The 13073-nt window shown below is 45.2% G+C and carries 10 protein-coding genes; all 10 read left to right on the top strand.

The features are described 5' to 3' along the window. Positions 1 to 16: 16 nt before the first annotated feature. The 10 genes from aroB to astA all read left to right on the top strand — a co-directional run bounded on the left by aroB (position 17) and on the right by astA (position 13039). Positions 17 to 1105, top strand: a complete 1089-nt coding sequence (aroB, locus tag M4S28_RS16265) for a 3-dehydroquinate synthase (RefSeq protein ID WP_004729663.1) — start codon at positions 17 to 19, stop codon at positions 1103 to 1105. Between the two features lie 79 nt (positions 1106 to 1184). Further along, a complete protein-coding gene (locus M4S28_RS16260) occupies positions 1185 to 2702 on the top strand; it encodes an AAA family ATPase (protein ID WP_249632102.1) in 1518 nt (505 codons plus the stop codon). A gap of 69 nt (positions 2703 to 2771) precedes the next feature. Beyond that, positions 2772 to 3620: a Dam family site-specific DNA-(adenine-N6)-methyltransferase gene (locus tag M4S28_RS16255; RefSeq protein ID WP_004729661.1), complete on the top strand. Its 849-nt coding sequence runs from the start codon at positions 2772 to 2774 to the stop codon at positions 3618 to 3620. A 200-nt stretch (positions 3621 to 3820) separates the two neighbouring features. Further along, positions 3821 to 4495 (top strand): ribulose-phosphate 3-epimerase, encoded by a 675-nt coding sequence (gene rpe / locus M4S28_RS16250; protein ID WP_029222055.1) that lies wholly within the window; start codon positions 3821 to 3823, stop codon positions 4493 to 4495. A gap of 102 nt (positions 4496 to 4597) precedes the next feature. After that, on the top strand, positions 4598 to 5284 hold the full coding sequence (locus M4S28_RS16245) for a phosphoglycolate phosphatase (RefSeq protein ID WP_017083794.1): 687 nt from the start codon (positions 4598 to 4600) through the stop codon (positions 5282 to 5284). A 175-nt stretch (positions 5285 to 5459) separates the two neighbouring features. After that, positions 5460 to 6476, top strand: a complete 1017-nt coding sequence (gene trpS / locus M4S28_RS16240; protein ID WP_004729658.1) for a tryptophan--tRNA ligase — start codon at positions 5460 to 5462, stop codon at positions 6474 to 6476. Positions 6477 to 6861: 385 nt separating this feature from the next. Next, the gene (locus M4S28_RS16235) at positions 6862 to 9456 is read left to right on the top strand and encodes an ExeM/NucH family extracellular endonuclease (RefSeq protein WP_249632101.1); all 2595 of its coding nucleotides are present in this window, start codon (positions 6862 to 6864) and stop codon (positions 9454 to 9456) included. 200 nt (positions 9457 to 9656) lie between these two features. After that, positions 9657 to 10235 (top strand): aminodeoxychorismate/anthranilate synthase component II, encoded by a 579-nt coding sequence (locus M4S28_RS16230; protein WP_017068833.1) that lies wholly within the window; start codon positions 9657 to 9659, stop codon positions 10233 to 10235. A 465-nt stretch (positions 10236 to 10700) separates the two neighbouring features. Beyond that, a complete protein-coding gene (locus M4S28_RS16225) occupies positions 10701 to 11912 on the top strand; it encodes an aspartate aminotransferase family protein (protein ID WP_249632100.1) in 1212 nt (403 codons plus the stop codon). Between the two features lie 107 nt (positions 11913 to 12019). Then, positions 12020 to 13039, top strand: a complete 1020-nt coding sequence (gene astA / locus M4S28_RS16220) for an arginine N-succinyltransferase (RefSeq protein WP_065207399.1) — start codon at positions 12020 to 12022, stop codon at positions 13037 to 13039. The last annotated feature ends 34 nt before the right edge of the window (positions 13040 to 13073 follow it).

The raw sequence follows: 13073 nt of genomic DNA, 5'->3' as shown, positions 1-13073 counted from the left end.
TTCGGAGAGCAAACCCATGGAACGGATTACGGTCAATCTAGCTGAGCGTAGCTACCCTATCTCTATTGGCGCCGGGTTATTTGAAGACCCGGCGTACCTTTCTTTTTTATCAGGCAAACAGAAAGTTGTTGTTATCAGTAATGTGACAGTAGCGCCTCTTTATGCCGATAAAATTTTATCGTTGTTGGATCAAGTAGGCTGTCAAACTTCTCTTTTAGAGTTGCCAGACGGTGAGCAATACAAAACACTTGAAACGTTCAACTCAGTGATGAGCTACATGCTTGAAGGAAATTACAGCCGCGATGTGGTGGTGATTGCTTTGGGTGGTGGTGTTATCGGTGATTTGGTCGGTTTTGCTGCCTCTTGCTACCAGCGCGGTATTGATTTCATTCAAATCCCGACGACCCTTCTTTCTCAAGTGGACTCCTCTGTAGGCGGTAAAACTGCAGTGAACCATCCCCTTGGCAAGAATATGATCGGCGCTTTTTACCAACCAAAATCTGTCATCATCGATACTAACTGCTTATCAACGCTTCCAGAGCGTGAGTTCGCAGCGGGCATTGCTGAGGTGATCAAATACGGCATCATTTACGATGAAGTCTTTTTTGATTGGTTGGAACAGAATCTAGAGAAACTTTATCAACTAGATGAAGATGCACTGATTACCGCGATTGCTCGTTGTTGTGCAATTAAGGCTGAAGTGGTTGCTATAGATGAAAAAGAGTCAGGAATCAGAGCGTTATTGAACCTAGGTCATACATTTGGTCATGCGATCGAAGCAGAACTAGGCTATGGTAATTGGCTACATGGTGAAGCTGTGTCGTCAGGCACTGTAATGGCAGCGAAAACCGCTCAATTACAGGGCCTGATCTCTCAGCAGCAACTTGAGCGAATTATTTCTATACTCAAGAATGCGAAACTGCCAATCCATACGCCAGAAAGCATGTCTTTTGAAGACTTTATGAAGCACATGATGCGTGATAAAAAAGTGCTGTCTGGTCAGTTACGTTTGGTATTACCAACAAGTATTGGTACCGCTGAAGTGGTCGCTGATGTGCCTCAAGACATCATTAAACAAGCGATTGATTTCTGCCGTACTCTTTAAATTTGGTTGTGAGGTTGCCTAGCTAAATTCTAGGCAGCTGAAGCGTTTTACTGATCGATCTTATCAGTAGGGATCCCCAATGAGTTTGGCTCATGAATTAAGAGTATTAGAGTTAGAGTCTCAAGTTGAGCTGCTAGAGCGCTTACAGCTTTTGACTAACTTTGGTTCAAACCTTGTAACGGTTGCGGGCAAAGCTGGCTCTGGCCGATCTTGGTTGGCTCAACGTTACCTTGAAGCATGGTCGACAGAAAAAAATCAGTGTTTACTGCTTTGTCACCCAAGCCAAGACGATCAACAACGTCGCGCGCTTATTCTTAGCCAAATTGTTTCTGATCCCCTGTTTAATCAACATGATTCTTTATCAGATAGCCTTGCAAGGCTACTGGATGGAGAGTCGTGTAATGTGGTTATCGTTGTAGATGATGCCCATCGACTGTCTGAGCTATTGGTATCCGAATTATGGATGTTGGTACTTGAAGCTCAATCAAACCCTCAATGGACGATCAATATCGTTCTCTTCTCGGAAATTGGCCATCTAGACACGCTACTAACACGTCTTAGTTACGGGCAACCACACAAGCCTATCGACCTCGAGATCGATGATCTTTCTCAACCAGAAGCGGAACATTTCTTTGAATCCCTAGTGATTCGATATGTTGATGATGAGTCTGAAACTCGCGTGCGACGTGCGTTTAATAAAGCGCAACCTTTGCCCGGTGAGTTAATGGCTTTAGGAGAATTGAAAGTGGAAAAAAGGATTATTATTCGCTCAATTATTGGCTCACCCATCAATATCGCGATGGTGGTGGCCTTGTTGTTGGTTTTAATTGGTGGTGGCTATTGGTGGATGTTCAGTCAACCAACCCCTGACGATAAAGCGCAATCACTTATCGCTCCCATTGAACAGACCGCTATCCCAACGTTTGAAGTGGAAAGTGGTACCGAGCAAGCCGGAGTCGACGGATCTTCAGATTCTGAAGCCGACACTGACATGAGCTATCAAGGTGCTGACGATGACAGTTCATCTTTACCACCGGTTGTGGTGGAAGGTACAGCCAGTGTTGGCGAGGTGAAACAAGAGCAGCAACGTGTTGTGATTACTTCTGATGTGGTTGATGCCTTGCTTGATGACAAGCCGAAAAGTGCCGATACCAGTGCGATTGATGCTGCCGTAGAAGAAAACACAGGTGCCGCGGTTAGCGCGCAACCTGATGCGGCGAAAAACGAGTCACAAGCTTCAGTTGATGAAGATACTGACCTAACAGAATCAACACCGCCGACGAAAAAGATCACCTTCTCATTTGCTCGCGAAGAGTTACAAGCTATCTCGCCACGCGCTTATACCTTACAGTTGAGCGCGATGACGTCATTAGAAGATGTTCAGTCTTTTATTGAAGAATATGACGTCGAGGACAAGGTTCGTATTTACCCAACACTTCGTAACGACACCAAGTGGTTTATTATCACTTATCAAGATTATCCAACGATTCAAGTCGCGCGAGATGCCGTAAGTGCGTTATCAAAACCACTTCAGCAGTTGGAACCTTGGGCAAAATCGATGAATCAAGTGCATCGAGAGATAGAACGTGCGAAATAACCCTGAGCTTAGCCTCAAAATATGTTACATTCCGCAGCCTTATTTTTGAGTTGATAGATAGAGCAGTAAATGAAAAAGCAGCGTGCCTTTCTAAAATGGGCTGGTGGTAAATATGGCCTAGTTGAAGACATCCAACGTCACCTGCCACCTGCTCGTAAATTGGTAGAACCGTTTGTCGGTGCCGGCTCAGTATTTCTGAATACTGATTTTGAACAGTACCTGCTTGCAGATATCAATCCCGATCTTATCAACCTATACAATCTACTTAAAACCGATCCTGAAACCTATATCACTGAAGCGAAGCGTTGGTTCTGTCCGGAGAATAACCGTAGAGAGGTGTTCTTAGATGTTCGCGCTGAGTTCAATGGTACAGATAACGTCATGTATCGCTCGTTAGCTTTCTTGTACATGAACCGATTTGGCTTCAATGGCTTGTGTCGTTACAACAAGAAGGGCGGTTTTAACGTTCCATTTGGTTCTTATAAAAAACCTTACTTTCCAGAAGCTGAGTTGGAGTTTTTTGCTGAGAAAGCGAAGAAAGCGACGTTTGTTTGTGAAGGTTATAGCGAGACCTTTAGCCGCGCCCGTAAAGGCTGTGTGGTTTATTGTGATCCTCCTTATGCGCCATTGTCTAGTACTGCTAACTTTACCTCTTATGCGGGTAATGGCTTCAGCTTAGATGATCAAGCGGCCTTGGCTGATGTTGCAGAAAGAGCGGCAATGGAACGAGGCATCCCTGTCTTGATTTCAAACCATGACACTACCTTAACGCGCCGTTTATACCATGGTGCGGAACTGAACGTGGTCAAGGTTAAGCGCACCATTAGCCGTAATGGCGCAGGGCGTAATAAAGTTGATGAGTTACTGGCACTTTTTCATAAAGAGAAAAACCAGCAACACGCTTCAACAGAATTGTAGTCGTCACCATAACCCTCGAACTCATTAAATTGAGTGACCAACGGGTACTTTCATAAACTAATCTTTCGAACTGCTAGAATCTGCTTAGGTGCTTAGGTAGAATTGCACACCAAATAGTCTTGGGATTGAGTCTTGTATTCGTGTACGAGATGTCACAAGGCGGTGATATTCGCAATTTACTCACTCTTAAGAGGTTTGGTATGAAAGATTTTCTAATCGCTCCATCGATTTTGTCTGCAGATTTTGCTCGTCTTGGTGAAGACGTAGAAAAAGTACTCGCAGCCGGTGCCGACGTTGTGCACTTCGATGTGATGGATAACCACTACGTACCTAACCTGACTTTTGGTGCACCGATCTGTAAAGCGTTGCGCGACTACGGCATCACAGCTCCTATCGATGTTCACCTAATGGTTAAGCCAGTAGACAGCATCGTACCTGAGTTTGCTAAAGCCGGCGCATCAATGATTACCTTCCACGTTGAAGCATCTGAGCACGTTGACCGTACTCTACAGCTAATCAAAGAACACGGCTGTAAAGCGGGTGTCGTACTTAACCCAGCAACGCCACTTTCTTGCCTTGATTACATCTTAGATAAAGTAGATATGATTCTACTAATGTCTGTGAACCCTGGCTTTGGCGGTCAATCTTTCATTCCTCACACTCTCGATAAGCTGCGCGCTGTTCGTAAACTTATTGACGAATCTGGCCGTGATATCCGCCTTGAGATTGATGGCGGCGTGAAGGTAGATAATATCCGTGAAATCGCAGAAGCGGGCGCAGATATGTTCGTTGCCGGTTCAGCTATCTTCAATCAACCAGATTACAAAGAAGTGATTGATGAGATGCGTGCAGAGCTTGCAAAAGTAAACGCATAATCGTAAAACTACAGATAGATTGAATATTAAGGGGCTAATTGGCCCCTTTTTTACGTCTTGGAGCTCAACTCATAAGACGAACATAATAAATAGGAAAGTAAGATGTCATTAAGCTCAATAAAACTGATTGCCTTTGATTTGGATGGAACCTTGTTAGATAGCGTGCCTGATTTGGCTGTCGCCGCTGACCAAGCTTGTCAGGAACTGGGTTTTTCTTCAGTAAGCGAAGAACAAGTTCGCGACTATGTGGGTAATGGTGCTGATGTTCTTATTGGACGTTCATTGAGCCGTAATCTTACGGTTGATCCAAGCCTAGAGCCTGAGCTTCTGAAGAAAGCGCGCATCCTGTTTGATGATTTCTACGAGCAGGGCGGCCATAAGCTAAGCCACCTTTATCCATCGGTTAAAGAGACGTTAGCTGAGCTAGATAAAGCGGGCTTCACCATGGCGCTTGTCACCAACAAGCCTTCGAAATTTGTACCAGATGTTCTGGCGCAGCACGGTATCGATAAGTACTTTGTTGATGTGTTGGGTGGCGACTCTTTCCCAGAGAAAAAGCCGAACCCAGTAGCGCTGAACTGGTTGCTGGAAAAGCATAATGTGAAGGCTGAAGATATGCTGATGGTAGGCGATTCAAGCAACGACATCAAAGCGGCTAAGAACGCAGGCTGCCACTCGTTTGGTCTGACTTACGGCTATAACCACGGTGAGCCGATTTCAGTATCAAACCCTGACTATGTCGCAGACAACATTGCACAATTACTAGATGTCGTTCTAGTTTCAGCATAAAGCGGACAAAAGTTAGCTAACCTACTAGCAAAATACTTATCAATGAGTACACTGGATGAGCCGTACAGAAGAGCTGTGCGGCTTTCTATTTTAAAGTTAAGAAGCTAAGTTTTTCAGATACTACGTTAAGAAACTAAGTTAACGAGCTTAGCGAACAAGCAAAGGAATTAAAAGCATGAGCAAGCCCATCGTATTGAGTGGTGTTCAACCATCTGGTGAACTAAGTATCGGTAACTACTTGGGTGCTCTACGTCAATGGCAACAGATGCAAGATGATTACGATTGCCAATACTGTGTTGTAGACCTTCACGCAATTACGGTTCGCCAAGATCCGAAAGCACTGCATGAAGCGACTCTAGACGCATTAGCAATCTGTCTTGCTGTCGGTGTTGATCCAAAGAAGAGCACGCTATTTGTTCAGTCACACGTACCAGAGCATGCTCAACTTGGTTGGCTTCTTAACTGTTACACACAAATGGGTGAACTGAGCCGTATGACTCAGTTTAAAGATAAGTCTGCACGTCACTCAAATGACGTAAACGTAGGCCTATACGATTACCCAGTGTTGATGGCTGCAGATATCCTGCTTTACGGTGCTCACCAAGTGCCAGTAGGTAGCGACCAGAAACAACATCTAGAGCTAGCGCGTGATATCGCAAATCGCTTTAACAACATCTACGGCCCTGAAACGCCAATCTTCCAAGTACCAGAACCTTACATTCCAACAGTGAATGCACGTGTGATGAGCCTGCAAGATGCGACTAAGAAGATGTCTAAGTCAGATGATAACCGTAAGAACGTGATTACTCTGTTAGAAGAGCCGAAGTCGATCATCAAGAAGATCAACAAAGCGCAGACTGACGCAGAAACGCCACCACGTATTGCTCATGATTGGGAAAACAAAGCGGGTATCTCTAACCTAATGGGTCTGTACTCTGCAGCGACGGGTAAAACGTTCGAAGAGATCGAAGCGCAATACCAAGGCGTTGAAATGTACGGTCCATTCAAGAAAGATGTCGGTGCTGCATTGGTTGAGATGCTTGAGCCAATCCAAGCTGAATACCACCGTATCCGTGCTGATCGTGCTTACATGGATGCAGTAATGAAAGCGGGTGCAGAAAAAGCCTCTGAGCGCGCTGCCGTGACACTGAAAAAAGCATACGAAGCAGTTGGTTTTGTTACTCGCCCGTAGGGTGAGCTAAAGCCACTCGTTTCAGAATTTAAGCCCAAAGTAGACGCTGTTTACTTTGGGCTTTTTAGTGCCCGTTCCATTTGCTCTCCCAGTAAATCTCTTGTTTGAATTGATGATTTAAGCATTATCTCGCTAACATATTCATAATATTAATGCTGTGCAGGCGATCCTATTCCCTCTCCTTAGGGTTTATAAAATCTTGCTTATTTCTATTTGTGTTGGAAATACATAACGTGCCAAACAATTGATGATTGTTAAGTGATAAGTTCCTCATTTTCTTGCTAACTGACTTATTCCTTTCATAAATAAACCTGATAGTTACCACAAAATACATGACTGCCCATAGACGGCAGTAACTATAAATCGATGAACTCAGGTGAAACGGATGGCTCTTTTACACAAACCTTCATTGCTAGCAGTGGCAATTGGTAGCTTGCTAACAGCAAGTGCACACGCTGATTTGTTTATTTCACAATATGTGGAAGGCGGCAGCTACAACAAAGCGGTTGAGATTGCTAATAACGGCGATAGCAGCATGAATTTAGATGGTTACTCGCTGGCGAAGTCTGCGAATGGCAACGGCTCATGGGGCGCCACTTTACCTTTAGATGGCCACGTTTTAGCGCCTGGTGAGGTACTTGTTGTCGCTCATACGAGTGCGAGTGATGAGATTAAAGCCGTCGCTGACATTCTCAATGCGTCGATTGCTAACCATAACGGTGACGACCCGCTGGCTATCTTGAATTCAGATAACTCGGTACACGATATTGTTGGTTTGATGGGTGATGTGGATTGGGGTAAAGATGTTACTTTGGTTCGAGCGACACAAACTCCTTCGGCAACATTCGATGCTTCACAGTGGGTGTCGTTACCAAAAGACAGCATTGAAGGCTTAGGTTCATTAGACAGTGTTGAACTACCAGAAGCGTTCACTTGTACACAAGATGGCTCTGACCCAGTATTCACAACCATTCAAGAGATCCAAGGCGAGGGCGCAACATCACCGTTCATTGATGGCTATCCTTACATCACTGACGATGAGTATTTCGTCAAAGGTGTTGTGAGTGCGGTGACTACAGGCATAACCAAAGGCTTCTACCTGCAAGCACTTGAGGATGACTTCAATTCAAGTACTTCTGAAGGTCTATTTATCCACACGAATCAATCGAGCTCAGAACTGGCTGCGGGCGACGTAGTGTGTGTGAAAGGTAAGGTTCAAGAATACTACAGCCATACTCAGCTTAAAGTTGAAAACAACCAATGGCTAAAACAGGGCGAACAACAAGCACCTGAAGCAACGGCGATAGAAGCGCTAGACAGTGATGAGAACTTCGCTGCAACGCTTGAACGCTACGAAGGCATGTTGGTGAAAACGACCGAAGCGCTTGATATGCGTGTGACTCGTACCTTTGGTTATGACTACTCGGGTCGTCGTAACAACATGGTACTGGCACATGAGCGTATTAACATGCAGCCGAACCAGCTTTTCGCAGCAGGTTCTGAAGACGCGAAACAACAAACGGAAGATAACGCAGACCGTCGTCTTTTCGTTGAAACCGATCAAAAAGCGGGTGACGGACAGGTTCCTTTCTATCCAGACTTTGGCCGCACCGATATCGACCAAGATGGCTCAACAGAAGACTACATTCGTATTGATGACACCATTGTTGGTCTAGAAGGCGTACTTACCTACAGCTACGGTGAGTACCGCTTAGTGACAACTAACCAGATCTCGGCTGAGAACTTTGTACGTAATGATCCGCGTACTGACAAACCAGACATGGATGAAGGCGACCTTCGCATCGCGACTTTCAATGTTTTGAACTACTTCAACTCTCCATTTGGCGGTGACGCGAATCAACACGGCAACAACCGTGGTGCGAACACCATCACCGAGTTTGAGATGCAGCAAGAGAAGATAGTGAACGCGATTCTTCGCTTAGATGCAGACATCATTGGTTTGATGGAAATTGAGAACAACGGCTTTGGTGAAGGCTCTGCCATTCAGCAGCTTGTTAACCAACTGAATGATCGCATTGAGCGTAAGAAAGACCGCTATACCTTTGTAGCTGTTGACTCTAATGAAGATGGCGTAACCGACGAGATGGACTCGATTGGTACTGACGTAATCACAACGGGTGTTATCTACCGTAAGAAGGTGGTTAAGCTTAAAGATAGCCGCGTTATCGCGATGCCAAGCCAACAAGCACCAGAAGTGTTAGACGATTCTGGCAAGGTGATTGAAGACGGTAAGAACTACCAACGTGACTCATTGGCGCCAACCTTTAAAGTTAAAGGCACTAAAGAGAAACTTACCGTTGCGATTAACCACTTTAAATCGAAAGGTTCTAAGTGTTGGGAAGATGCTGCACCGGTCGAGCAGGGCGGTCAAGGTGGCGTTGACGCCGATAAGCAAGGCTCATGTGAGAACTTCCGTGTGGCTGCAGCAGTTGCTTTGGGTGAAGCGCTAGACGGCATCAAAGGCCATAAAGTGATTCTGGGGGATATGAACTCGTACGGCATGGAAGATCCAATGCTGGTGCTTACGGATTACTCTGAAGAGAAATACGGTAAGCAAATCAAAGCGGCGCGTAACACTTACATTGACGGCGTCGAGCAGTTTGGTGATAACGGTGCGGTGATTACTAAGAACTATGGATACATTAATGCTGTGGCTCAAAAGCACCCAGACAGCTGGAGCTACTCATACAATGATGAAGTTGGTGCCTTGGATCATTTGTTGATCAGTGACAGCCTGAAAGACATGGTTGTCGATGCGACCGATTGGCACATCAATGGTGGTGAGTCGACGTTGTTTGACTACAACGAAGAGTTCAAAGGTGACCTACCTAAGTACCAAGATCACTTCCGTTCATCGGATCATGATCCTGCTGTTCTTGAACTGCGAGTAGGTGGTTCATTTGGCTTCGGTGCTCTGATGTCACTATTTGGTTTAGCAATGTGGCGTCGTCGCAAGTAGCTCAATCACAAATAGATTGGCTTGCTATACAAGCAGGCCAATTCAGATAACTTAAGGCTATCTGTAAACAATTAAGGTCAACTTAGGTTGGCCTTAATTATTGGCGAAATGCAGTTTCCACTTGCCTTTCGCCATGGGTATTGCACAATACCGCCCCTATATCTCCCAATCATTTAGTATTTAGCAAACGATTTCGACCCATGTTACTTATCATCGATAACTACGACTCTTTTACCTATAACTTGTATCAGTATTTCTGTGAGTTAGGGGTCACTGTAAAAGTTGTTCGCAACGATGAGATTGATATTGCGGGTATTGAATCGCTGAATCCTAGCCATCTTGTTATCTCGCCAGGTCCTTGTACGCCTGATGATGCGGGAATATCTCTACAAGTCATTGAACACTTCGTGGGTAAACTGCCGATCTTAGGTGTGTGTCTTGGTCATCAAGCCATTGCTCAAGTGTTTGGTGGTGAAGTAGTGCGAGCCAGACAAGTGATGCACGGTAAAACCTCTCCAATCCGCCACAATGGTAAGAGCGTTTTTCAAGGTCTCAATAACCCTCTGACTGTGACACGTTACCATTCTCTAGTGGTGAAAAATGGCACGCTGCCTGACTGCTTTGAACTGACGTCTTGGACGGAATTCGAAGATGGCAGCATGGATGAGATCATGGGTTATCAACACAAAACCTTGCCGATTGATGCGGTGCAATTTCACCCTGAATCGATTAAAACAGAGCAAGGACACCAGCTTCTCGCTAACTTCTTAGCGCGTTGAGTGTTTAAATTTGACTCTTTTTGCGTCTAAATAAGCCAGTTGAACCTGTTAGCCCATTCGTTAAGCGTTTAAATTCGGGCGCTACGCGTCTCTTACTCCTCTGACGCCGATCACTTTTTATAACATTTCTCTCTCTTCAGGCTAAGTTTTTAGCCTATGCAAAATTATTCGCCTTATTTCCTCTCGAACCCTATATACCGCAATGCCAGTAAGGCTTTGCCGTTGCAGGTTATACGTTTAGGTAAAAAAAGCTTCATAAAACAGATTAATTGATGCATAAATAGTCATAGGTAGTGACGTTTAGCTGGTTGTTAGGGATAGCTAAAGAATAATCTACTATTGAAAACGTTAATTAAATGTAAATATAATGCTGCAGCGGGATTATGGCGAGAGAAAATATCTTTGTCTCACTTATGAACTAGTACGCTTATTTGCGAAGCTTGCGGTATCGAAAAGGAATGTACGATGACAGTGGAAAAAAAAGTAGAACGTAGTCTGTTTAATGAGGTGATGGTGCCTTGTTATAACCCAATGGAAATGATCCCGGTAAAAGGGGAAGGCGCACGCGTTTGGGACCAACAAGGCCGAGAATATATCGACTTTGCTGGTGGTATCGCTGTGAGCTGTTTGGGTCACTGTCACCCAGCAATGGTTAACGCAGTTACTGAGCAAGCAAACAAGATTTGGCATTTAAGTAATGTCATGACCAACGAACCTGCATTGCGTCTAGCGAAGAAGCTAACCGACGTATGTTTTGCAGAAAAAGTATTCTTTGCCAACTCTGGTGCAGAAGCGAACGAAGCTGCATTGAAGCTAGCTCGTCGTTGGGCAGCGGATGTGCACGGTCCTGAGAAGTCTGAAATCATTGCATTCAAACAAGGTTTCCACGGTCGTACTTTTTTTACTGTAACTGTGGGTGGTCAAGAGGCTTACTCTGATGGCTTCGGCCCTAAACCGGGCGATGTAACTCACTTGCCTTACAACGATATTGCCGCGCTAGAAGCGCACATATCAGATCGCACATGTGCAATCATGATGGAACCTCTGCAAGGCGAGGGCGGTATCATCTCTCCAACATCTGAGTTCGTGAACACGGTTCGTGAACTGTGTGACAAGCACAATGCGCTGCTTATCTTTGATGAAGTGCAAACAGGTAATGGCCGTACGGGTAACTTTTACGCTTACCAAGGCCTAGGTGTGACACCTGATATCCTAAGTACAGCGAAATCACTAGGTGGCGGTTTCCCAATCGGCGCAATGCTAACGACCACCGAACTCGCGACACACCTAAAAGTCGGTACGCACGGTTCTACTTACGGCGGCAACCCACTGGCGTGTGCCGTTGCTGAAGCAGTTGTTGATGTCGTTAGCCAACCGGAAACGCTAGCTGGTGTGAAAGAACGTGAAGCAATGTTCCGTGATGGTTTAGCTAAGATTAACGACAAATACCAAATATTCAGTGAAGTTCGTGGTAAAGGCCTATTGCTAGGTGCTGCACTTAATGAAGCATGGCAAGGTCGTGCTCGTGATGTATTAGTAGCAGCGGGCAAACAAGGCTTGATGGTACTGGTTGCGGGTGCAAACGTGGTTCGTTTCACGCCATCATTGGTTATCACTACACAAGAAATTGAAGAAGGTTTATCAAAACTAGACAAAGCAATCGCTACGCTAGTTTAGCCTGAGCGGCGTCATAGGAATGATCGCCATTAGAGCGATCCCATGACGTACTGCTAAAGGCCCAAGATTCTCGTTTTGGGCCTGTTTTGCATCTGGAGGGAATATTGATGCTAGTTGTTCGCCCAATAAAATTATCTGATTACGACGCGTTGCATACCTGCGCGGTTGAATCTGGTCACGGATTCACATCTCTTCCGGTTAACGAAGAACTGTTAACCAACCGTATTACTCATTCTGAATACAGCTTTGCTAAACAAGACGTGACTGAACCTGGTGATGAAGGCTACCTAATGGTTGGCTTTGATACCGAAACCGGAGAAGTCGCGGGTACCACAGGTATCGAAGCCTCAATTGGCTGGGATGTTCCGTTTTACTCTTACCACATCAGCAAAGTGGTTCACTCATCGCAGAAGCTTGGCGTTAATAACGTCGTCAAGCTACTGACTTTCGGCAATAACTACACCGGGTGCAGTGAAATCTGCACACTGTTCTTACGTCCTGCTTTCCGTGGTGGATTGAATGGTCGTTTGATGTCTAAGTGTCGCTTCTTGATCATGTCAGAACACCCAGAGCGTTTCTCGAAAACGATTTTTGCTGAGATGCGTGGCGTATCAGATGCAGAAGGTAACTCTCCTTTCTGGAAATGGCTGCAAGAGCACTTCTTCTCGATTGATTTTACGCTCGCTGATTATCTAACGGGTATTGGTAAGAAAGGCTTCATTGCTGACCTAATGCCGAAGTTACCTATCTATGTGAACCTACTGAGCAAAGAAGCTCAGGCAGTAATTGGAGTGGTTCATGACAATACGCGCCCTGCACTTAAGTTGCTGGAACGTGAAGGTTTCACCAACCGTGGCTATGTCGACATCTTTGATGGGGGCCCAACGGTTGAGTGTGATCTAAGAAATATCGAATCAGTGCGTCATGCGATTCGAGCTCAAGTGACAATTGCAGAGCATTCAAGCTCTAAAGACTTCCTCATTGGTAATACCTCGTTTGAGAACTTCCGCGCAGTAGCTGCGAAAGGTGCGTATGACCAAGCAAGCGACACAGTGATTTTATCATCTGAAGTAGCAAGCGCTCTTGAAGTAAAAGAAGGCGAATTCGTTCGCATGTTGGCTCAATAAGAGCGGCGATTATCTGTCGAAGATTTTAAGGATA

The organism is Vibrio sp. J383 (assembly GCF_023503985.1).
Classification (GTDB): domain Bacteria; phylum Pseudomonadota; class Gammaproteobacteria; order Enterobacterales; family Vibrionaceae; genus Vibrio; species Vibrio splendidus.
This window is presented reverse-complemented; position numbering and strand designations above follow the sequence as displayed.

Bases quoted from the DNA above. Each gene is read 5' to 3' on its own strand.
- aroB (WP_004729663.1), top strand. From the start codon at position 17: ATGGAACGGATTACGGTCAATCTAGCTGAGCGTAGCTACCCTATCTCT.
- M4S28_RS16230 (WP_017068833.1), top strand. From the start codon at position 9,657: ATGTTACTTATCATCGATAACTACGACTCTTTTACCTATAACTTGTAT.
- M4S28_RS16235 (WP_249632101.1), top strand. From the start codon at position 6,862: ATGGCTCTTTTACACAAACCTTCATTGCTAGCAGTGGCAATTGGTAGC.
- M4S28_RS16255 (WP_004729661.1), top strand. From the start codon at position 2,772: ATGAAAAAGCAGCGTGCCTTTCTAAAATGGGCTGGTGGTAAATATGGC.
- trpS (WP_004729658.1), top strand. From the start codon at position 5,460: ATGAGCAAGCCCATCGTATTGAGTGGTGTTCAACCATCTGGTGAACTA.
- astA (WP_065207399.1), top strand. From the start codon at position 12,020: ATGCTAGTTGTTCGCCCAATAAAATTATCTGATTACGACGCGTTGCAT.
- M4S28_RS16245 (WP_017083794.1), top strand. From the start codon at position 4,598: ATGTCATTAAGCTCAATAAAACTGATTGCCTTTGATTTGGATGGAACC.
- M4S28_RS16260 (WP_249632102.1), top strand. From the start codon at position 1,185: ATGAGTTTGGCTCATGAATTAAGAGTATTAGAGTTAGAGTCTCAAGTT.
- rpe (WP_029222055.1), top strand. From the start codon at position 3,821: ATGAAAGATTTTCTAATCGCTCCATCGATTTTGTCTGCAGATTTTGCT.
- M4S28_RS16225 (WP_249632100.1), top strand. From the start codon at position 10,701: ATGACAGTGGAAAAAAAAGTAGAACGTAGTCTGTTTAATGAGGTGATG.